Here is a 20,138-nt window from a genome sequence, read left to right as displayed (position 1 = left end):
ACCCCCGAAGCACCCCTCCATCCCGGTCCCCCCGAGCGCGGCACCCCGCGCCGTGGCGCGCCTCCCTCCCCCCCGGACGACAGGTCATTTTGCCGCCCGGCCCCGGCCCCACCCCCGGCCGAAGCACGTCACCCTCCCCTTCTCCCCTTCGCCGCGACGGCGCGGCGATCCCCCGCTTCCGACAAGGGGCACCTGTCATGACCACAGTCTCCTCCGGCCCGCTCGCCCCCGCCCGCAGACTTCCGCGCATCGGCGTACGTCCCACCAGAAAGGCGACGGCCATCGCGTTCTGCGCCTGGGTGTTCGCCGTATACGACTACATCTTGTTCGGCACCCTCCTGCCGGAGATCTCCAGCCGCTTCGGATGGAGCGAGGAGCGAGCGGCCCTGGTCTCCACCCTGATATCGGTCGGAACGGCCGTCGTCGTCCTCGGCGTCGGCCCGCTCGTCGACCGGCTCGGCCGCCGTAAGGGCATGATCCTCACCGTCTCGGGCACCGCCCTGGCGTCCGCCGCTTCGGCGGGCACCATCAACGCCTCCTACCTGGTCGGCGTCCGGTCCCTGGGCGGGCTCGGACTGTCCGAACAGGCGGTCAACACCACCTATCTGAACGAGATCTACGCCGTCACCGAGGACGAGGCGATCAAGAAGCGCCGCGGCTTCATCTACAGCCTGGTGCAGTCCGGCTGGCCGATCGGCACCCTGGTGGCCGCGGCCTTCGTCGCCGTGTTCCTCCCGCTCGTCGGCTGGCGCGGCTGCTTCCTGCTGGCCACCTTCCCGGCCATCGTCATCGCCCTGCTGCGCCGCGGACTGCCGGAGACCCCGCAGTTCGAACTCCAGCGGCGCCTGCGCGAGCTGCGCCGGTCCGGCGACGAGGAAGAGGCACGACGGCTCGCCGCGGAGTACGGCGTGGACGAGACGCCCTCCGCACCACTGCTGGAGATCTTCCGCGGCCGCGCCCGGCGCAACACCCTGGTGCTCAGCTTCGCCTGGCTGGCCAACTGGTTCGGCATCCAGATCTTCAGCGTCCTGGGCACCACGGTGCTCACCAGGGCCAAGGGCGTCAGCTTCGCCAACTCGCTGCTGCTCTTCATCGTCATCAACGCCGTCGGCTTCGCCGGATACCTCTTCCACGGCTGGGCCGGCGACCGCTTCGGACGCCGCAATGTGATCGCCTGTGGCTGGATCCTCTCGGGCGTCCTCTTCGCCCTCATGCTGACCGTCGCCCACGGCACCGTCCCCGTGGTGCTGTTCTACTCCCTGGGCATGTTCTTCCTGATCGGCCCGTACGCGGCGATGCTCTTCTACATGGGTGAGTGCTACGACACCCAGTGCCGGGCCACCGGCACCTCGTTCATCAACGCGTTCAGCCAGCCCGGGGCCATCGCCGCCGGCGCCATCGCCACCGCGATGCTCGCCTCCGGCGCCCACTGGAACCAGACGGCGCTGCTCGTGGGAGCGGTCGGCACCTTCCTGTCCGGCTTCGTGATGTTCGCCGCCCGCCGGGTCGACACCCTCGAAGCCTGAACTCACCGGGAGAACGACAACAGTGCTAAGGACAGACCAGTCGGACCATCGGGTCGCCGTCATCACCGGTGCGGCCAGCGGCATCGGCCGCGCGCTCGCGGTGGAGTACGCCCGCCGCGGGGTGCGCACCGTCATCGGCAGCTACCCCGGCGACCCCCATGACCCCACCGAGACCGAGCGCCTGGTGAAGGCGGCGGGCGGGGAGTGCGCGCGGTACGAGGTCGATGTGCGCGACCCCGCGCAGGTCGAATCGTTCGCCGAACACGCCCTCGACGTCTTCGGCCGCCTGGACATCGCCGTGGCGGGCGCCGGGGTGCTGCGCCGGGCCGCGCTCGACGAACTCACCGACGCCGCCTGGGAGGACATGCTCTCGGTCGACCTGACCGGAGTGCTGCGCACCCTGCGCTCCGCGGCGCGGCGGATGGACGGACCGGGCGCGATGGTGGCGGTGTCCTCCATCGCGGGCGGGGTCTACGGGTGGGACGACCACGCCCACTACGCCGCCGCGAAGGCCGGGGTGCTCGGGCTGTGCCGGAGCCTCGCGGTCGAACTCGCCCCACGGGCCATCCGGGTCAACTCCGTCGTCCCGGGGCTCATCGAAACCCCGCAGTCCTCCGATCCGGTCAACTCCCTCGGCCCCGAGGGGCTTTCCCGCGCCGCCGGGTCCATCCCCTGGGGACGGGTCGGGCGGCCGGAGGAGGTCGCCTCCGCGATCGCCTATCTGACCTCGGACGACGCCTCGTACATCACGGGCCAGAGCCTGACCGTCGACGGCGGGCTCACCGTGCGGATGCCGGTATGAGGAGGGAGCGCTGATGGGTGCGCTGGACGGACGGACCGCGTTCATCACCGGCGGGGCCAGCGGCATCGGCCGCGCCGTCGCCGAGGCGTACACGGCCGAAGGGGCCCGGGTGGTGGTGGCCGACCGCGACGCGGAGCGGGCGAAGGCGGTCGCCGCGCGGTGCGGTGCGGCGGGACACACGGCCGTGGACGTGAGCGACCCGGCCGCCGTGGAGGCGGTGATGGCGGCGGCGGTCGGGGAGTTCGGCGGGATCGACATCCTGGTCAACGCGGCAGGCATCCTCACCGAGGCGCCGCTGATGGAGATGGACCCCCAGGTGTGGTCCGAGACCCTGGCGGTCGATCTGACGGGCGTCTTCCTCTGCTGCCGCTATGCCGTGCCCCAGATGGCCGAACGGGGCTGGGGGCGGGTCATCAACATCGCCTCGCAGCTCGGCATCAAGGGCGGCCGGTCGCTGGCCCACTACGCGGCCGCCAAGGCCGGGGTCATCGGCCTGACCAAGTCGCTGGCGCTGGAGGTCGCGGAGCGGGGCGTCCTGGTGAACGCCATCGCGCCGGGGCCGATCGACACCCCGATGGTCGCCGGGATCACCCCGGAGTGGAAGGCGGCCAAACAGGCCGAACTGCCGCTGGGGCGGTTCGGCCGGCCCGAGGAGGTCGCCCCGACCGCCGTCCTGCTCGCCAGCGACCCCGGAGGCAATCTGTACGTCGGCCAGACCCTCGGCCCCAACAGCGGCGACGTGATGCCCTAGCGCCCCACGGCCGGTGACGCGGCCCAAGGAGCTACCGGCCACGGAGACGCCGGCCAAGGGAAGGAGGTGTGCGATGTGCGGGGCGTGCGGTGAGCGTGGCGCGTTCGACTGGGCGCGGCCCTGGACCGCCGGGGTCGCGGCCCGGCGGGCGGTGGGCCTCGCCGCGGCGCGCGCGGTGGACCGGCCAGGGGTGCGGGTGGTGGCCGGAAGCGGGGGCTGGCTGGTGACCGGGCCCACCGGGGCGGCCACGGCCTGCGAAGGGCTGGGCGCGCTGGTGGCCGCCGTACGGCGCTGGGCACCGGGAGCCGAACCGGCGCCCCGCGACCCCGCGCGGCCGTCCGGGCCGCTGTCCGTACCGGCGGAGGAGGACCGGCGCGCGGGAGTCGTGCTGCGCGTCGCCCCGGGCGGGGCCCGCCACGCCGACGCCGCGCTGGGCGGCCCCGGGGAGGCGGCGGTGGTGGACTGCGCGGCCACGGCCCGCGCCGTCCTGGCCGCCCTCGCCTCGCCGCGCTGGTCCCCGCGCCGCTATCTGGAGCGGGTGGAGGGGGTGGCCGAGGCCTGGGCCCGCCCGGTGCCCGCTCTGTGGCCGCCGCCCGGAGGTCCGGACCCCTGCGCCCAGGCGGCCGACACCATGGTCCGGCTGGAGTGGGCCCGGCAGAGCGGGCGGCTGGACGGCGACGCGCTCGCCGCCCGGGGCCCGCTCGGGCCCGCCGCCGAGTACGACGTGGAGATCCGCGACGGGCAGGTGGTCCGGGCCCGGACCCGCTATCTGCCGGAGCGCGCGATCGGTGCCACCACCGCGTCGGTCAGCGACGCCAGGTCCTTGGGCGAGAGCTCGACCTCCAGCCCGCGGCGGCCTGCCGAGACGCAGATCGTCTCGTAGCCGGACGCCGACGCGTCCAGCGCCGTGGGGAGGCGCTTGCGCTGGCCGAGCGGGGAGATCCCGCCCCGCACATAGCCCGTGGTGCGCTCGGCCAGGGCCGGATCCGCCATCGTGGCCCGTTTGCCGCCCACCGCTGAGGCGAGCGCCTTGAGGTCGAGCGTGGCCGAGACCGGCACGATGGCGACCGTAAGGCGGTCATCGACGCTCGCGACGAGGGTCTTGAAGACCCGCTCCGGCGCGACGCCGAGCGCCTGGGCGGCCTCCTCGCCGTAGGACGGGGCCGCCGGGTCGTGCTCGTAGGAGTGCACGGTGAACTCCGTGCCCGCGGCGGTCAGGGCGGTGGTGGCGGGGGTGCCCGCCGAGTTCTTCCTGGTCTTCTTGGGCATGTTCGTCCGCGTCAGTTGGGGCTGGTGGGCCCGCGGGTCAGATCGACGGCCGGGAGCGACGGGAGCTTACCGATGACCGCGCTCTCGGCGCGAAGGAGTTTCAGCTCGTCGGCCAGCCGGCTCGCGGTGTCCGGCGCCTGGAGCAGCCGCTGCTTCGCGGGCGTGTCCAGCACGGCCGCGGCCGCCACCAGGTAGGAGAGGACGGACGGCTCGCCCGGCAGGTCCTGCTCGGCCGCCAGGGTGCGCTCCCGGGCGCCCGCGAGCCGCTTCTGGTACAGGCGGAAGGCCCGTACGACCCCCGAGGCCAGCGCCCCGGCGCCCTCGCCCTGCTCCTCCTCCAGCTCCTTGACCTCGGCCGTCAGATACGAACCCGAGGAGTCCACGGAGACCAGCTCGAAGCGGGTGGTGCCGGTGGCCAGCACCTCGAAGGTGCCGTCCTCCTGCTCCCGGATGGTGGCCGCGTCCGCCACGCACCCCACGGAGTAGAAGGACTTGGCGGGGTCGGGGCCGAACCCGGCCGTGGGGCCGGGGTCCGGCAGCGCGAGGGAGTCCGGGAGGCCGACCGCGCTCGGCGCGACCTCGTGGCCGTCCCTGATCGCGATCACCCCGAACCGGCGCGGCGCGTCCTCGGGGAGCGCCGACAGATCGCGCATCAGGGAGCGATACCGCTGCTCGAAGACGTTCAGGGGCATGACGAGCCCCGGGAACAGCACCGTGTTCAGCGGGAAGAGCGGAAGGCGCGCGGAGGTCACGGGGCGTAAGCCTAATGGCCCCGCGCGTCCCCTTTCACTGGTGCCGGAGCAGCCGTCACTGGCGCCGCAGCAGCCGGGACGCTCCGGCGGCGACCGCGGTGGCCAGCACCCAGCCCAGGAGGATCATGATGATGGAGGCCCATTGGACGGCGCCGTCGGGCTTCCAGTAGCCGTCCATGCCCAGGTCGATGACCGGGATCAGCAGATCGAGCGTGTACAGCGAGGCGTTCCAGTTCGGCGCTTCGTCCGGCTTCAGCGCCTCCGGCCGGTTGTGGGCGAAGAACACCGAGCCGACCGCCCACAGCACCGCCATCCACACCGCCGCCCGGCCCGGGCGGTAGCCGTAGGCCACCGTCCAGTCCTGGAGATAGCCCCACACCTTCCCGGCGAGCGGCAGCGTCTCCCGGCGGCGCCGCTGCTTGGCGAGCTGCACCTCACGCGCGTCGGCGTCCTCGCCGCTGGCCCGCATGGTGTTGGCCAGCATCTCGTACGGCTCGGGCGCGTACTCGGGCGTGGCGGCGGCCACCCACTCCAGCCGCCGGGCCAGCGGGAAGTGGCCGCGCGGGATCAGGCACTCATAGCTGAACCCGGCCATGGTCAGCCCGCCGGGCCCCGGCCAGCTCACCGACTTGTCGACGAGGTTGACCACCCGGGCGCCGGAGAGGATCACCCGTCCGCGCTGCGGCCGCTCCCCGAGGAAGCGCAGCTCGGGCGTCTGGACCCGGCGCAGCGACAGCTCCTGGTCGTTCTCCATGATGAAGCGGGCCTGGTCGAAGTCGATGGCGTCGCCGATCCGCCCGTCGTCCAGCCGGATCCCGCCCTCGCACTCGAAGCGCTGGATCCGGGTGCCGCGGGTGGGGGTGGAGGCGGTGCCGTACGGCGGGGTGGAGCCGCTGGAGTACGTGCTCACCCCGCCCGCGGTGAGGTACAGGCTGCGCTCCACGGTCAGCTGCGGCGCGTTGAGCGCGCGGCGGCCGTAAGGGTTGCGCAGCCGGCTGCCGCGCAGGCTGAGCGACACGCCGATCTGCGCCCCCCGCAGGCTCAGCTCGCCGTACGACTCGATCATGTCGGCCTGGAAGTCCTGGGCGACGGTCAGCCCGTCGGCGCTGATCGACATGCCCCGGCGGTCGCGGCGCACGATGAGCTGGTTGAGCAGTAAATCGGTGCCGATATGGGCGTCGGTGAGCCGGATCCCGTGCTCGACCACACAGCGCGGCAGATGCAGATCGCCCTCGGTGCGCAGCCGGGCCGCCTCCAGCCGGGGGAGGGAGCAGCCCACCAGGCGCAGGGTGGTGAACTGCGCCTCGGGGACCAGCACCTCCCGCTCGAAGCGGCAGTTCTTGAGCTCCACATAGGGCTCGATGTTTCCGCCGGCCAGATCGAGCGTGCCGGTGATGTGCACCCCGTTGAGCTTGAGCGCCGAGACCCGGCCCGGCTGCGCGGGCGGCCCGTCCAGCAGCAGGAGGGCCACGACACGCGCGCGGACACTGCGCTCCGGGCCCCAGGCGTACGGTCCTGAGGGGTCGTTCCGCTGGGGATGGGAGGTGCGCAGGTCATGGGTGCTGCCGTTGCGGAACGCCTGCCACATGCCCCATTCGGCGGTGGTCAGATCGAGGCCCGGGGGTGGGTCGCCATCGTGCGGCTCGGTCACAGCCGTGTCCCCTCCTGATTCTCCGTGTCCCCGTACGGAGCACATTCCCGCTGAGTAACCGGTTGAACGCCAACGGTCAGGGTCAACTTAGGGGGTCCGTATCACTGACTGATACGGGGGGAGGGGCGTCGTGGCGGGTCTGAGACAATTGATCGCGTGATCTCCCGTATCGATCTGCGCGGCGCCGCCTTCCCGGAGGGCGGGATCGACCGCGACCTGTTGCCCCGTGCCGAGCTCGACGTCGAGGCCGCCCTGGAGAAGGTGCGGCCCATCTGCGACGACGTGCGCCATCGCGGTACCGCTGCGCTGATCGACTACGCCCATCGGTTCGACGGCGTCACCATAGAGCGGGTGCGGGTCCCCGCGGAGGCGCTGCGGCGCGCCCTCGCCGAGCTGGACCCGGCCGTGCGGGCCGCCCTGGAGGAGTCCATCCGGCGGGCCCGGCTGGTCCACCGCGAGCAGCGGCGCACCGACCACACCACCCAGGTGGTGCCGGGCGGCACGGTCACCGAGCGCTGGGTGCCGGTCGAGCGCGTCGGGCTGTACGTACCGGGCGGGCGCTCGGTCTATCCCTCCTCCGTGGTGATGAACGTGGTGCCCGCGCAGGAGGCCGGGGTCGGCTCGATGGCCGTCGCCTCCCCGCCGCAGGCGGAGTTCGGCGGGCTGCCGCACCCCACGATCCTCGCGGCGTGCGCCCTGCTGGGCGTGGACGAGGTGTACGCGGCGGGCGGCGCCCAGGCCGTCGCCATGTTCGCCTACGGCACCGAGGACTGCCGTCCGGTCTCGATGGTGACCGGTCCTGGCAACATCTGGGTCGCGGCGGCCAAGCGGCTGCTCAAGGGCCGGATCGGCATCGACGCCGAGGCCGGGCCGACCGAGATCGCCATCCTCGCCGACGCCACCGCCGACCCGGTGCACGTCGCCGCGGACCTGATCAGCCAGGCCGAGCACGACCCGCTGGCCGCGTCCGTGCTGGTCACCGACTCCGAGGAGCTGGCCGCCGCGGTCGAGAAGGAGCTCGAGGTCCAGGTCGGGGCCACCAAGCACGTCGCGGACCGGATCGCTCCCGCGCTGGCCGGGCGGCAGTCCGGCATCGTGCTGGTCGACGGTCTGGAGCAGGGCCTGGCCGTCGTGGACGCGTACGCGGCCGAGCACCTGGAGATCCAGACCCAGGACGCGGCGGCCGTCGCGGCCCGGGTGCGCAACGCCGGGGCGATCTTCGTCGGGGCCTACGCCCCGGTGTCGCTCGGTGACTATGCGGCGGGCTCCAACCATGTGCTGCCCACCGGCGGCTGCGCCTGCCACTCCTCCGGGCTGTCCGTGCAGTCCTTCCTGCGCGGCATCCATGTGGTGGACTACACCCGGGACGCGCTGGCCGAGATCGCCGGCCATGTGGTGACGCTGGCCGAGGCGGAGGATCTGCCCGCCCACGGCGCCGCGGTGAAGGCAAGGTTCGACTGGAAGGTGCCACCGAGCAAGTGACCGGCATTGACGATCTCCCGATCCGGGACGAGCTCCGTGGCACATCCCCGTACGGCGCTCCGCAGCTGGACGTGCCCGTACGGCTGAACACCAACGAGAACCCCTATCCGCTGCCCGAGCCGCTGGTCGCCCGGATCGCCGAGCGGGTCGCCGAGGCGGCCCGGAACCTCAACCGCTACCCGGACCGGGACGCGGTCGAGCTCCGCACCGGGCTGGCCCGCTACCTCAGCCGTACGGCCGGTCTCGAGGTCGGTGTCGCCCAGGTCTGGGCGGCCAACGGGTCCAACGAGGTGCTCCAGCAGCTGCTGCAGACCTTCGGCGGCCCGGGGCGCACCGCGATCGGCTTCGAGCCCTCGTACTCGATGCACGCGCTGATCTCCCGTGGCACCGGCACCGGCTGGATTTCCGGTCCGCGGAACGCCGATTTCACCATCGATGTCGATGCCGCCCGTAAGGCCATCGCCGAGCACCGCCCCGATGTCGTCTTCATCACCTCGCCGAACAACCCGACGGGGACCGCGGTCTGCGCCGAGACGGTGCTGGCGCTGCACGACGCGGCGCAGGACGCCAGGGCGGACACCGCCGGGGCGCTCGTCGTCGTGGACGAGGCGTACGGGGAGTTCAGCCACCGTCCGTCGCTGCTGCCGCTGATCGAGGGGCGGCCGCGGCTGGTGCTCTCGCGGACCATGTCCAAGGCGTTCGGCGCGGCCGGGCTGCGGCTCGGCTACCTCGCCGCCGACCCGGCGGTCGTCGACGCCGTCCAGCTGGTCCGGCTGCCGTACCACCTGTCCGCCATCACCCAGGCCACCGCGCTGGCCGCCCTGGAGCACACCGATACGCTGCTGGGGTACGTCGAGGCGCTCAAGGCCGAGCGCGACCGGCTGGTGAGCGAGCTGCGCACCATCGGCTGCGAGGTGACCGAATCCGACGCCAACTTCGTCCAGTTCGGCCGCTTCGAGGACGCCCACGCGGCGTGGCAGGGCCTGCTGGACCGGGGCGTCCTGGTCCGGGACAACGGCGTACCGGGATGGCTGCGGGTCACCGCGGGGACCCCGGCCGAGAACGACGCGTTCCTCGACGCGGTACGCGAGCTGATGAAGGAGACGAGCGCATGACCCGCGTGGGACGCGTGGAGCGCACCACCAAGGAGACCTCGGTCGTCGTCGAGATCGACCTCGACGGCACCGGCCAGGTCGATGTGTCGACAGGGGTCGGCTTCTACGACCACATGCTCGACCAGCTCGGCCGCCACGGCCTCTTCGACCTCACGGTCAAGACCGAGGGCGACCTGCACATCGACACCCACCACACCATCGAGGACACCGCCCTCGCGCTGGGCGCCGCCTTCAAGCAGGCGCTCGGCGACAAGGTGGGCATCTACCGCTTCGGCAACTGCACGGTGCCGCTGGACGAGTCGCTGGCCCAGGTGACGGTCGACCTCTCCGGCCGCCCGTACCTGGTGCACACCGAGCCGGAGAACATCGCGCCGATGATCGGCACCTACGACACCACGATGACCCGGCACATCCTGGAGTCCTTCGTGGCCCAGGCGCAGATCGCCCTGCACGTCCACGTGCCCTACGGGCGCAACGCCCACCACATCGTGGAGTGCCAGTTCAAGGCCCTGGCGCGGGCCCTGCGCTACGCCAGCGAGCGCGACCCCCGCGCCGCCGGGATCCTCCCCTCCACGAAGGGGGCCCTCTGACCGTGAGCGTCGCCCGCGCGGCCGCCGGGCCGCAGACGACATTCGACCCGCGCTTTCGCCGCGCGGGCGGAGAAGCGAACGAGGTAGCTGTGAGCGTCGCCCGCGCGGCCGCCGGGCCGCAGACGACATTCGACCCGCGCTTTCGCCGCGCGGGCGGAGAAGCGAACGAGGTAGCTGTGAGCGTCGCCCGCGCGGCCGCCGGGCCGCAGACGACATTCGACCCGCGCTTTCGCCGCGCGGGCGGAGAAGCGAACGAGGTAGCTGCGTGAACGGCCTGTCGACCGTGTTCATCCTCGTGGGACTGTTTCTGCTCGGCGGGGTCATCTCCTTCGTCAAGCAGGGCATGTCCAAGAGCATCATCACGCTGCTCGGGATCGGCGCCACGATGGCGCTGCTCGCCGGCGTCCTGCGGCTTGAGGTATGGAATTGAGCAACAAGAGCGTCGTTGTCCTCGACTACGGATTCGGCAACGTCCGGTCCGCCGAGCGGGCCCTCGCCCACGTCGGCGCGCAGGTCGAGATCACCCGTGACTACGACAAGGCCATGGCCGCCGACGGCCTGCTCGTCCCCGGTGTCGGTGCCTTCGCCGCCTGCATGAAGGGGCTGCGCGCGGCGCGCGGCGACTGGATCGTGGGGCGCCGGCTGTCCGGCGGCCGCCCGGTCATGGGCATCTGTGTCGGCATGCAGATCCTCTTCGGGCGCGGTATCGAGCACGGCGTCGAAGCCGAGGGCCTGGACGAGTGGCCCGGCACGGTCGAGCCGCTGCGCGCCCCCGTCGTCCCCCACATGGGGTGGAACACGGTCAAGGCGCCCGGCGACTCCCAGCTCTTCGCGGGCCTGGACGAGGGCGAGCGGTACTACTTCGTCCACTCCTACGCGGTCCGCACCTGGGAGCTCGAGGTCACCAACCCGCATATCCCCGCCCCCAAGGTCACCTGGGCCACCCATGGCGAGCCGTTCGTCGCCGCCGTCGAGAACGGCCCGCTGTGGGCCACCCAGTTCCACCCCGAGAAGTCGGGCGACGCCGGGGCGCGGCTGCTCCGCAACTGGCTCGACACGCTCTGACTCGCCCCGCCCGACCCGCCCCGCGTCAGCTCTCACCGAAGGTTGTCCGCATGCGCACGCACCGCCTCGAACTCCTCCCCGCCGTCGATGTCCGCGACGGCCAGGCCGTCCGCCTCGTCCACGGCGAGTCCGGCTCCGAGACGTCGTACGGCGACCCGATGGAGGCCGCCCTGGCCTGGCAGCGGGCGGGCGCCGAGTGGCTGCACCTGGTGGACCTCGACGCCGCCTTCGGCACCGGGGACAACCGCGCGCAGATCGCCGAGGTGGCCCGCGCCATGGACCTCAAGGTCGAGCTGTCCGGCGGCATCCGCGACGACGCCTCGCTGGCCGCCGCGCTGGCCACCGGCTGCACCCGGGTGAACCTCGGCACGGCCGCCCTGGAGACCCCCGAGTGGGTCGCCAAGGTCATCGCCGAGCACGGCGACCTCATCGCGGTGGGCCTCGATGTGCGCGGCACCACGCTGCGCGGCCGCGGCTGGACCCGGGACGGCGGCGATCTGTACGAGACGCTGGCCCGCCTCGACTCCGAGGGCTGCGCCCGCTACGTCGTCACCGACATCGCCAAGGACGGCACCCTCCAGGGCCCCAACCTGGAGCTGCTGCGCAATGTCTGCGCCGCGACCGACCGCCCCGTCGTCGCCTCCGGCGGCGTTTCCTCGCTCGATGACCTGCGCGCCCTTGCGACCCTGGTACCGGAAGGTGTCGAGGGCGCCATCGTGGGCAAGGCGCTCTACGCCAAGGCATTCACCTTGGAAGAGGCGTTGGAGGCGGTGGCCGTATGACCTCACCCGAGATCGGGCGACGGGTCCAGACCGAGAGTCCCTGGGAGCAGACCATCGGGTTCGCCCGGGCCGTCGAGGCCGGTGACCTGGTGCTCGTCGCCGGGACGATGCCGCTCGCGGAGCGCGGCGTCCTGGAGGGCGAGGGGGATCCGTACGAGCAGACGCTCGCGGCCTTCCGCCATGCGCTGGACGCGCTGAAGAGGTTCGACCTCGGCATCGAATCGGTGGTCCGCACCCGTATGTACCTCACCCACGCCCGCGACGTGGACGAGGTGGGACGCGCCCACAAGGAGCTCTTCGACGCCGTGCGCCCCGCCGCGACGCTGGTCGTGGTGTCCGGCTTCGTCGACTCGCGCGTCCTGGTGGAAGTCGAACTGGAAGCATTCCGAGGAGCACGACAGTCATGACCCTGGCGGTCCGAGTCATCCCCTGCCTGGACGTGGACAACGGCCGGGTCGTCAAGGGCGTCAACTTCCAGAATCTGCGCGACGCGGGCGACCCGGTCGAGATGGCCAAGATCTACGGCGAGGAGGGCGCGGACGAGCTCACCTTCCTCGACATCACCGCCTCCTCCGGCGACCGCGAGACCACCTACGACGTGGTCCGCCGCACCGCCGAGCAGGTCTTCATCCCGCTGACGGTCGGCGGCGGCGTCCGCACCCCGGAGGACGTGGACAAGCTGCTGCGCGCCGGGGCGGACAAGGTCGGCGTCAACACCGCCGCCATCGCCCGCCCCGAGCTGATCCGCGAGATCGCCGAGCGCTTCGGCAGCCAGGTGCTCGTCCTCTCGGTCGACGCCCGCCGCTGCCCCGAGGGGACGGTGACCCCCTCCGGCTACGAGGTCACCACCCACGGCGGCCGCCGCGGCACCGGCATCGACGCCGTCGAATGGGCCCACCGCGCGGCGGAGCTGGGCGCCGGGGAGATCCTGCTGAACTCCATGGACGCGGACGGCACCAAGGACGGCTACGACACGGCCATGATCGAGGCCGTCCGCAGGCACGTCACCATCCCGGTGATCGCCAGCGGCGGCGCCGGCAAGCCGGCCGACTTCTCGCCGGCCATCGCGGCGGGCGCGGACGCGGTGCTCGCGGCCTCCGTCTTCCACTTCGGCGATCTGCGGATCGGCCAGGTGAAGGACGCGCTACGGGAGGCTGGGCACCCGGTCCGCTGAGGCAGACGCGATGAAGCGGGGGACCACCGGACGGTGGTCCCCCGCCGCCGTGGCGTCTCAGCCGGCCGGCCGCTCGCGGTAGTGGTCGACGATGCCGCGCTTCAGATACGCGGTCTTCTCCATGACGTCGCCCTTCTTGCCCGCCCCGACGTCCCTCGTCAGGTAGCTGCGCTCACCGAGCAGGGTCAGGCTGTCCCGGTCGAAGACCCATTCGGTGGCCTCCCCCGACCTCTTGTCGACGCGGGCGATGCCGACCCCGTGGCGGCCCGCCGCGTCCACCGCGTCCTCCTTCCGCGTCACCCCGGGGATCTTCGCGGCGGCCTTGTAGAGGGCGGCGGCGTTCTCCGGCGGCATCACCGTCTCGCCCAGGAAGGAGCCGATCCGGTTGAAGACGGCCTGTGCCTTCTCCACGTCCTCGTCCGGTGTGGCCATCCGGTACAGCTCCTTGAGCAGGGCGTCCGGGTCGGTCGGCAGGGACGCCAGCCACTGGTACGTGGGGCGGTAGGGGCCCGCCGGGGACCCGCCCAACTCGGCCATCCGGGCCCACTCCCCGTTTTCCCTCATCTCGCCGGTCTTGGTGATCCGCTTCACCTTCTGCGACATCCAGACCTCGCGCTCATACGGCGGCTCCAGTGTCGAGGAGCCGTCCTCCTTCATCTCGGCTCCCGCCGTCACGCTCTTGACGTAGACGAACTGGTCCTGTCGCACCGGCTTGACGTCCGACTTCGCCGCGGTCCCGGCGATCCGGTCGAGCAGGACGGTGGCGGTCTCGCGGGGGTGGGAGCCATCGCCGGAGTCGCCGCCCGCGGTCAGGGTGACGGCCAGCGCCCCGGCCAGCGCCAGGCCCGCGGCGGGCATCAGCAGCGCCGGGCGCAACAGCCGCCGCCGGGCCGTACGGGCGGGGGCGGGGGCGGTGGTGCGGTTCTGGTCGTCATCGATGTGCTGCATCAATCGGTCCTTGTGGTGGAGGTACGGAGCGGAGGGCACGTCCCGTTCGGCCGGGACGGGAGGAAGCAGCCGGGCGAGCTCCTCGCGCGCGGTGTCCTCGTACGCGGCGTCCTCGCGCTCGCGCTCGGGCCGGGCGGGCCCGGAGCCGGCGGCGTTCATCGGGGGTCCTCCTGAAACTCCTGAAAGGGCAGGGCCGCGAACGCGGCCTCACGCTGTACCTCTCCGCGACGGTGCGGCGGTTCCTTCTTTTCCTCCGCGAGCCGCTGATCGGCGAGCTTGCGCAGCCGGGCGCGGGCCCGGGACAGCCGCGAGCGCACCGTTCCCACCGGGATGCCCATGGCCTCGGCCGCCTGTGCGTAGTCCAGGCCGGACCAGACGCACAGCGCCAGCACCTCCTGCTCCCCGCGCCGCAGCCGGCCGAACACCGTGCGCACGGCGGCGAGTCGGCGGGCGTCGTCGATGCGGTCCGCCGCCTCGTCGGCGAAGTCCGCCACCGGGGCGGGGGCCGGGCGGCGGGCCAGGAAGGCCAGGCGGCGGCCGATGCCGCGGTTGGCGTTGCGCGCCTTGTTCGTCGCCACGCCCAGCAGCCACGGTTTCAGCGTGCCGTCGCCCGGTTCCAGCCGCTCCCGGGTGCGCCAGGCGTCGAGGAACGTATCGCCCATCACCTCCTCGGCCACCGACCAGTCGCCGGTCAGCCGGAAGGCATGGTTGTAGACCGTGCGCGCGTAACTCTCGTAGAGCTCCGCGAACGCCTCGCGGTCGCCCGCCCGTATTCGCGCCCGCAGGCCATCACTCATCTCGTTCACACCTCACACCCGTGCCTCTCCGCACGGCGGAGGTGGTTCCCGTGACCTGCGCCACACATGGGGCGCGGCGGCGGGATGCCCGGCGGACCACGGCGCTCCGCCGGGGGCCGGGGACTTCGCCCTTGGGCCCCGGGGGACGGGGCGGAGCCCCGGTTGTGGGAAGGGGAGGGGAGTGGCCCGTGGCAGGCGTCGGCAGGTGTCGGCAGTCGTCCGCAGGCGTCGGCAGGCGTCAAGGTCCGCCGGACACCCCCTACTCGGCCGGGACCGACGCCGCCTCGATCACCTCGTCCAGGACCTCGCGGGAGCGGAGCAGGTCCGCGATCATGCGGTCGATGCGCTCCCGCTCCACCGTCAGGTCGGAGACCAGCTGCCCGTCGGCCGTCCGCGACGGGCCACCGTCCGAGTCCCGCATGCAGGGGAGCAACTGGGCGATCTTCTCGCTGCACAGCCCCGCCGCGAACAGCTCCTGGATGCGGATGACGCGGTCCACCGCGCCCTCCCCGTACTCGCGATGGCCGCCCGGGGTGCGCTCGGCCGTCATCAGGCCCTGCTTCTCGTAGTAGCGCAGCGAGCGCTCGCTGACGCCGGTGCGCCGCGCCAGTTCGCCGATCCGCATTCCTCACCTCGTCTGCCGGTCCGGGACTTGAATCTGACATCAGTGGCAAGTTCTACCGTACCCGCATGACGCACACACCCGAGATACCCAGCCTCTTCGAACCCGCCCGCCTCGGCCCTCTCGACCTCCCCAACCGCCTGGTCATGGCCCCGATGACGCGCAACCGCGCCGCCGCCGACGGCGTGCCCCTGCCGATCATGGCCACCTACTACGCCCAGCGCGCCACGGCCGGGCTGATCGTCGCCGAGGCCGCCACGCCCAACGCGGTGGGGCAGACCTACCCCGACATCGCCGCGATCCACAACGCGGCCCAGGTGGCCGGATGGCGGCGGGTGACCGACGCGGTGCACGCGGCGGGCGGCCGGATGTTCCTCCAGCTCCAGCACGGCGGCCGGGTCGGCCACCCGGACACCAGCGGGCTGACGCCGGTGGCGCCCTCGCCGGTCCCGCTCCCGGAGACGATCTTCACCCCGAACGGCCATCGGCAGGCCGTCGTACCGCGCGAGATGACGCTCGATGAGATCCGTTCCACCGTCGCCGACTTCGCCGCCGCCGCGCGCAACGCCCGGGACGCGGGCTTCGCCGGAGTGGAGGTGCACGCCGCCAACGGCTACCTCCTCCACCAGTTCCTGGCCCAGGGCACCAACCGCCGCACCGACGCCTACGGCGGCTCGGTGGCCGGACGCGTCCGGTTCGTGACCGAGGTGGTCCACGCCGTCGCCGAGGCGATCGGCCCCGAGCGGGTGGGCCTGCGCATCTCGCCCGGATCCACCGTCAACGGCATCGAGGAGGGCGACACCGAGGCCCTCTACCCCGCGCTCATCAAGGAGCTCGCCGACACCGGCCTCGTCTATCTGCACATCGTCCGCGCCCAGCCGGACCAGCCCCTCTTCCGGGAGCTCCGCGCCTCCTGGCCGGCCACGCTGATCGCCAACCCGTCACTGCCCGGCGACGGCGTCCCCGCCGACGGCGGTATGCGCCAGGCCGGGGCGCTGCTGGCCGAAGGCGCCGACCTGATCGCCCTCGGCCGCACCTTCCTGGCCAACCCCGACCTGGTGGCACGCCTGCGCACCGGCGCCCCGCTCAACCCCATCCGGGACGCGTACCTGATGTACGTAGGCGGCGAGACCGGCTACACGGACTACCCCACGCTGACGACGGCCTGAGCTCAGCCGACCCGGACGGCTGGCTGGTGGCGGACGGGGAAGTTGACGGAGTTCGCGATGAAGCACGTCCGATGGGCGTCCTCGTGCGCCGAACGTGCCCGCTCCAGCATCGCCTCGTCCGCGACGGTGACCACCGGGTTGAGCACCACCTCGGTGAAGTGGCCGCCGAGCCCGGCCGTCTCCTCCATGACCCCGGCGGCGACGTCCTCGTACGCCGTGACCGTCACCCCGTTCCGGGCGCATACCGAGAGGTAGCTCAGCATGTGGCACTGCGAGAGCGCGGCCAGCAGGAACTCCTCCGGGTTCCAGCACTCCGGATCCCCCAGGAACGCGGGATCCGCGCTGCCCCGCAGGGTCGGCTTCCCCTCGCCGAGGATGTCGTGCGACCGCCCGTAGTCCCGGTAACCACTCGTCCCCGAACCGGTGTTACCGGTCCACCGGACGGTGGCGCGGTAGGTGTGCTGTCGGCCCATCGTCTGTGCCCTCCCTGTCGTATCCAGCGGCCCTGGAGCCGGTCCAGCGGCCCTGGAGCCGGTCCAGTGGCCCTGGAGCCGACTCCCGCACATCATGCGGCGCCCCAGTGGGTGTGTCACACCCAGGAGGAGCGCGCCCTGGTACGGGGGCTCTGACCTGCGCAGACTCGGTGGGGTCAGGACGGAGCGGCACCAGAACGGAAAGAGATACCGCCATGAACACCATGACCGGGACCGGGACCAGCAAGGTCGTACTCATCACCGGGGCCAGCAGCGGGATCGGGGCGGCGACCGCGCGTCGGCTCGCCGCCGACGGGCACCGGGTCTATCTGGGGGCGCGGCGGACCGAGCGGCTGGGGGAGCTGGCCGGGGAGATCACCGCCGAGGGCGGCAGCGCGGCCTACCAGAGGCTGGACGTCACCGCGGCCGATGACATGCGGGCCTTCGTGGCGGCCGCCCGGGAGCGGTTCGGGCAGGTGGATGTGATGGTCAACAACGCCGGGGTGATGCCCCTTTCGCCGCTCGAGGAGCTGAAGGTCGACGAGTGGGACCGGATGCTCGACGTGAATGTGCGCGGCGTGCTGTACGGCATCGCCGCGGCCCTGCCGGTGATGCGGGAGCAGGGCGGCGGGCACGTCGTGAACATCGCCTCGGTCGGCGCGTACGAGGTGTCGCCCACCGCCGCGGTGTACTGCGCCACCAAGTTCGCCGTGCGCGCCATCTCGGAGGGGCTGCGCCAGGAGTCGGCCGGTGACATCCGGGTCAGCCTGGTCTCCCCGGGCGTGACCGAGTCCGAGCTCGCCGAGTCCATCTCCGATCCGAGCGCCCGCGAGGCCATGAAGACCTACCGCTCGGTGGCCATCCCCGCCTCCGCGATCGCCGACGCCATCGCGTACGCCGTCGGACAGCCGCCCGAGGTCGACGTCAACGAGATCGTGGTGCGCCCGGCGGCGAGCGCCCAGTAGGGGCGTGCCGTCCAGGAGCGGTGGGCCGTCCAGGAGGGACGTGCCGTCCACGAGAGGCGGGCCGTCCAGGGGAGGGACGGGTCGTCCACGAGGGGCGGGCCGTCCAGGGGGGGGACGGGTCGTCCACGAGGGGCGGGCGGAAAATCCGTAGGGCGACCGGTGACGGCGGCTCACACTGAGGGCATGGATGGAGCCACCTCGAGTCAGCTGCTGGGGTTCCCGCCGGATGCGCGGGTGCTCATCGTCAACTGCGACGACCTCGGCATGCACGAGTCGGTCAACGTCGCCGTCATCGACGCGATCGAGGAGGGGATCGCCAGCTCCTGCAGTGTGATGGTGCCCTGCCCCGGGGCGTCGCAGGCCCTGCGGATGCTGCGCGCGCGGCCGGGCGTCCCGTTCGGCATCCACCTCACGCTCGTCCGCGACGCGGACCACCTCCGGTGGGGACCGCTGAGCGCGAAGGGGACCGTGGCGTCGCTGCTGGACGAGCGGGGCGAGCTCTTCACCGCCGACCGGCGGGAGGAACTGCTCGCGCGGGCGCGCCCCGAGGAGGTCGAGCGGGAGTTCCGGGCCCAGATCGAGGCCGTGGCCGACGCGGGACTGACACCGACTCATCTGGACTGGCACTGTCTGGCCGACGGCGGCCGCGAGGACGTCTTCGAGCTGACCGTGGCACTGGCGGGGGAGTACGGACTGGCGGTGCGGGTCTGGCTCGACGGCGGCCGCCGGACGGCGCGCGGGCGGGGGCTGCCGGTCACCGACCATGACTTCCTGGACAGCTTCGCCCTCGACATCGACGGTAAGGCGGCCCGCTACGCCGAGCTGCTGCGCGCCCTTCCGCCCGGGCTCAGCGAGTGGGCGGTCCACCCCGGTCTTGACGACGCCCGGTCGCGGGCCGCCGAGCCCGGCGGCGGATGGCGGGTGCGCCACGGCGACCACGCGTTCCTGACGTCGGCGCGGGCCCGCGAACTGCTGGCGGAGGAGGGCATCGTGGTGATCGACTACCGGCCGCTGCGGCGGATCTGGGCCGGGGCAGGCCGACGTGACGCCGAGGCGGCCGACATGACGCCATCTGATCCATGGGCCCGCTGACGTGACGCCAGGCGGTCGAAGGAGACGGCCGACTTGACGCCGTTGCCGGGGCCCGCTTTGATCACAGCAGCCGCACGGTGTACATGTCCCGTGCCGCGCAAGAGGTGCGCCCAGCCGGTAGGGGACCCGGTGCCGGTCCCGAGCCCGGACACAGTCGCCAGGACGGCGGATGCCGTCCGAGGCGGGGACGCTACCCGCGAGTGTTGGAGCTCTCATGCCAGCCAGCCATGCCGCACGCCTTCGCCGCCGCTGGGCCCTCGGGTCGGTGGTGACGGCCGCCGCCGCAGCCGCCGCCGTCGTGGCCGTGTCCATGTCCTCGGGAGCCAGCGCGTCCGAAGTGGCGCTGCCGCCCGTCCACGGTGGCTTCGACTACCAGATCGGCGGGGCGTACACCCCGCCGAAGGGGGTCGACATCGTCAGCCGCGACCGCGGGGACTCCCCGGCGGACGGGCTGTACAACATCTGCTACGTCAACGCCTTCCAGGTCCAGCCGGGCGAGCGCGACCAGTGGCCGGACGACCTGCTGCTGCGGGACCGCAACGGCGATCTCGTCATCGACACCAAGTGGAAGGAACCGCTGCTCGACATCCGTACCGCCGAGAAGCGCGAGCGCGTGGCGGACAAGGTCGACGGCTGGATCGACGGCTGCGCCGACAAGGGGTTCGACGCCGTCGAGCCCGACAACTACGACAGCTACGAACGCTCCAAGAAGCTGCTGACCACCGCTCACGCCAAGGCGTTCATGGCCCTGCTGTCGGAGCACGCCCACGGCCAGGGGCTGGCCATCGCGCAGAAGAACACCGCGGAGCTCCTTCCCGACCGGAAGGCGGCCGGGCTGGACTTCGCGGTGGTCGAGGAGTGCGGCGAGTACGACGAGTGCGGTGAGTTCGCCAAGGCGTATGACGACCATGTGGTGGTGGTCGAGTACGGCGACGAGGGCTTCGCCAAGGCGTGCGAGGGCTGGGGCGACCGGCTCAGCGTCGTCCGGCGGGACGAGGACGTCTCTCCCGCGGGCGGGGACGGCTACGTTCGCGAGACCTGTTAGGGGATTCCCCCACGTCGTCCCCGTCCGTCTGCGCCTGCGCCTGCGTCTGCGCCTGCCCGGCGGGCGGG

24 protein-coding genes are annotated in these 20,138 nt (G+C 72.5%); 17 read left to right on the top strand and 7 right to left on the bottom strand.

Features of this window, described 5'->3' with window-relative positions; genetic code table 11:
- The first annotated feature begins 197 nt into the window (after positions 1 to 197).
- The 4 genes from IEJ02_RS31140 to IEJ02_RS31125 all read left to right on the top strand — a co-directional run bounded on the left by IEJ02_RS31140 (position 198) and on the right by IEJ02_RS31125 (position 3,962).
- A complete protein-coding gene (locus IEJ02_RS31140) occupies positions 198 to 1,526 on the top strand; it encodes an MFS transporter (RefSeq protein WP_191067876.1) in 1,329 nt (442 codons plus the stop codon).
- Positions 1,527 to 1,548: 22 nt separating this feature from the next.
- Complete coding sequence (locus IEJ02_RS31135) at positions 1,549 to 2,328, top strand: SDR family NAD(P)-dependent oxidoreductase (protein ID WP_191067875.1); 780 nt, start codon at positions 1,549 to 1,551, stop codon at positions 2,326 to 2,328.
- A 13-nt stretch (positions 2,329 to 2,341) separates the two neighbouring features.
- Complete coding sequence (locus IEJ02_RS31130) at positions 2,342 to 3,079, top strand: SDR family NAD(P)-dependent oxidoreductase (RefSeq protein WP_191067874.1); 738 nt, start codon at positions 2,342 to 2,344, stop codon at positions 3,077 to 3,079.
- Between the two features lie 73 nt (positions 3,080 to 3,152).
- The gene (locus tag IEJ02_RS31125) at positions 3,153 to 3,962 is read left to right on the top strand and encodes a hypothetical protein (RefSeq protein ID WP_191067873.1); all 810 of its coding nucleotides are present in this window, start codon (positions 3,153 to 3,155) and stop codon (positions 3,960 to 3,962) included.
- On the opposite strand, the gene ybaK is transcribed toward IEJ02_RS31125, so the two are convergent.
- Genes ybaK through IEJ02_RS31110 form a run of 3 tightly spaced genes read right to left on the bottom strand, consistent with a single transcriptional unit; the run spans position 3,845 to position 6,751 of the window.
- Complete coding sequence (gene ybaK / locus IEJ02_RS31120) at positions 3,845 to 4,348, bottom strand: Cys-tRNA(Pro) deacylase (RefSeq protein WP_137977540.1); 504 nt, start codon at positions 4,346 to 4,348, stop codon at positions 3,845 to 3,847. The genes IEJ02_RS31125 and ybaK overlap by 118 nt on opposite strands.
- 11 nt (positions 4,349 to 4,359) lie before the next feature.
- Positions 4,360 to 5,100: an LON peptidase substrate-binding domain-containing protein gene (locus tag IEJ02_RS31115; protein ID WP_191067872.1), complete on the bottom strand. Its 741-nt coding sequence runs from the start codon at positions 5,098 to 5,100 to the stop codon at positions 4,360 to 4,362.
- Positions 5,101 to 5,155: 55 nt separating this feature from the next.
- Positions 5,156 to 6,751 carry an oxidoreductase gene (locus tag IEJ02_RS31110; protein ID WP_191067871.1) on the bottom strand — a complete coding sequence of 532 codons (1,596 nt, stop codon included), beginning with the start codon at positions 6,749 to 6,751 and terminating at the stop codon, positions 5,156 to 5,158.
- Positions 6,752 to 6,907: 156 nt separating this feature from the next.
- Here IEJ02_RS31110 and hisD point away from each other — a divergent pair, with 156 nt between their 5' ends.
- The 9 genes from hisD to hisF are packed head-to-tail and all read left to right on the top strand — an operon-like array spanning position 6,908 to position 12,959.
- A complete protein-coding gene (hisD, locus tag IEJ02_RS31105; protein ID WP_191067870.1) occupies positions 6,908 to 8,233 on the top strand; it encodes a histidinol dehydrogenase in 1,326 nt (441 codons plus the stop codon).
- Positions 8,230 to 9,348 carry a histidinol-phosphate transaminase gene (locus IEJ02_RS31100; protein WP_191067869.1) on the top strand — a complete coding sequence of 373 codons (1,119 nt, stop codon included), beginning with the start codon at positions 8,230 to 8,232 and terminating at the stop codon, positions 9,346 to 9,348. The genes hisD and IEJ02_RS31100 overlap by 4 nt, the downstream gene beginning before the upstream one ends.
- Positions 9,345 to 9,938 (top strand): imidazoleglycerol-phosphate dehydratase HisB, encoded by a 594-nt coding sequence (gene hisB / locus IEJ02_RS31095; RefSeq protein ID WP_014059975.1) that lies wholly within the window; start codon positions 9,345 to 9,347, stop codon positions 9,936 to 9,938. The genes IEJ02_RS31100 and hisB overlap by 4 nt, the downstream gene beginning before the upstream one ends.
- 2 nt (positions 9,939 to 9,940) lie before the next feature.
- Positions 9,941 to 10,207 carry a hypothetical protein gene (locus tag IEJ02_RS31090; RefSeq protein WP_191067868.1) on the top strand — a complete coding sequence of 89 codons (267 nt, stop codon included), beginning with the start codon at positions 9,941 to 9,943 and terminating at the stop codon, positions 10,205 to 10,207.
- The gene (locus tag IEJ02_RS31085) at positions 10,204 to 10,368 is read left to right on the top strand and encodes a CG2302 family histidine operon protein (RefSeq protein ID WP_037948925.1); all 165 of its coding nucleotides are present in this window, start codon (positions 10,204 to 10,206) and stop codon (positions 10,366 to 10,368) included. Before IEJ02_RS31090 ends, IEJ02_RS31085 begins: the two co-directional genes overlap by 4 nt.
- Positions 10,365 to 11,003, top strand: coding sequence for an imidazole glycerol phosphate synthase subunit HisH (gene hisH / locus IEJ02_RS31080; protein ID WP_370467157.1), 639 nt, complete (start codon positions 10,365 to 10,367; stop codon positions 11,001 to 11,003). The genes IEJ02_RS31085 and hisH overlap by 4 nt, the downstream gene beginning before the upstream one ends.
- Before the next feature lie 50 nt (positions 11,004 to 11,053).
- Complete coding sequence (gene priA, locus IEJ02_RS31075) at positions 11,054 to 11,785, top strand: bifunctional 1-(5-phosphoribosyl)-5-((5-phosphoribosylamino)methylideneamino)imidazole-4-carboxamide isomerase/phosphoribosylanthranilate isomerase PriA (RefSeq protein WP_137977537.1); 732 nt, start codon at positions 11,054 to 11,056, stop codon at positions 11,783 to 11,785.
- Positions 11,782 to 12,192, top strand: a complete 411-nt coding sequence (locus IEJ02_RS31070) for a Rid family hydrolase (protein WP_137977536.1) — start codon at positions 11,782 to 11,784, stop codon at positions 12,190 to 12,192. Before priA ends, IEJ02_RS31070 begins: the two co-directional genes overlap by 4 nt.
- On the top strand, positions 12,189 to 12,959 hold the full coding sequence (gene hisF, locus IEJ02_RS31065) for an imidazole glycerol phosphate synthase subunit HisF (RefSeq protein WP_191067866.1): 771 nt from the start codon (positions 12,189 to 12,191) through the stop codon (positions 12,957 to 12,959). Before IEJ02_RS31070 ends, hisF begins: the two co-directional genes overlap by 4 nt.
- 57 nt (positions 12,960 to 13,016) lie before the next feature.
- Here hisF and IEJ02_RS31060 read toward each other — a convergent pair whose 3' ends face one another.
- The 3 genes from IEJ02_RS31060 to IEJ02_RS31050 form a co-directional block, all read right to left on the bottom strand.
- On the bottom strand, positions 13,017 to 14,066 hold the full coding sequence (locus IEJ02_RS31060; protein WP_191067865.1) for a CU044_5270 family protein: 1,050 nt from the start codon (positions 14,064 to 14,066) through the stop codon (positions 13,017 to 13,019).
- Positions 14,063 to 14,704 (bottom strand): RNA polymerase sigma factor, encoded by a 642-nt coding sequence (locus IEJ02_RS31055; protein WP_191067864.1) that lies wholly within the window; start codon positions 14,702 to 14,704, stop codon positions 14,063 to 14,065. The genes IEJ02_RS31060 and IEJ02_RS31055 overlap by 4 nt, the downstream gene beginning before the upstream one ends.
- A 259-nt stretch (positions 14,705 to 14,963) precedes the next feature.
- Positions 14,964 to 15,329, bottom strand: coding sequence for a MerR family transcriptional regulator (locus IEJ02_RS31050; RefSeq protein WP_137977533.1), 366 nt, complete (start codon positions 15,327 to 15,329; stop codon positions 14,964 to 14,966).
- A 65-nt stretch (positions 15,330 to 15,394) separates the two neighbouring features.
- Here IEJ02_RS31050 and IEJ02_RS31045 point away from each other — a divergent pair, with 65 nt between their 5' ends.
- Positions 15,395 to 16,495 (top strand): alkene reductase, encoded by a 1,101-nt coding sequence (locus IEJ02_RS31045; protein WP_191067863.1) that lies wholly within the window; start codon positions 15,395 to 15,397, stop codon positions 16,493 to 16,495.
- Positions 16,496 to 16,497: 2 nt separating this feature from the next.
- On the opposite strand, the gene IEJ02_RS31040 is transcribed toward IEJ02_RS31045, so the two are convergent.
- A complete protein-coding gene (locus IEJ02_RS31040) occupies positions 16,498 to 16,968 on the bottom strand; it encodes an OsmC family protein (protein WP_191067862.1) in 471 nt (156 codons plus the stop codon).
- A 215-nt stretch (positions 16,969 to 17,183) separates the two neighbouring features.
- Between IEJ02_RS31040 and IEJ02_RS31035 the strand changes: the two genes are divergently transcribed.
- The 3 genes from IEJ02_RS31035 (at position 17,184) to IEJ02_RS31025 (ending at position 20,070) form a co-directional block, all read left to right on the top strand.
- Positions 17,184 to 17,933 carry an SDR family oxidoreductase gene (locus tag IEJ02_RS31035; RefSeq protein ID WP_191067861.1) on the top strand — a complete coding sequence of 250 codons (750 nt, stop codon included), beginning with the start codon at positions 17,184 to 17,186 and terminating at the stop codon, positions 17,931 to 17,933.
- Positions 17,934 to 18,116: 183 nt separating this feature from the next.
- Positions 18,117 to 19,025: a polysaccharide deacetylase family protein gene (locus IEJ02_RS31030; protein WP_191067860.1), complete on the top strand. Its 909-nt coding sequence runs from the start codon at positions 18,117 to 18,119 to the stop codon at positions 19,023 to 19,025.
- Positions 19,026 to 19,239: 214 nt separating this feature from the next.
- Complete coding sequence (locus tag IEJ02_RS31025; RefSeq protein WP_191067859.1) at positions 19,240 to 20,070, top strand: endo alpha-1,4 polygalactosaminidase; 831 nt, start codon at positions 19,240 to 19,242, stop codon at positions 20,068 to 20,070.
- The last annotated feature ends 68 nt before the right edge of the window (positions 20,071 to 20,138 follow it).

The organism is Streptomyces sp. 5-10 (assembly GCF_014712245.1).
GTDB classification, from domain to species: Bacteria; Actinomycetota; Actinomycetes; order Streptomycetales; family Streptomycetaceae; genus Streptomyces; species Streptomyces violaceusniger.
The sequence above is the reverse complement of the archived record's forward strand: the minus strand, read 5'-3'. Positions and strand labels throughout refer to the sequence as shown.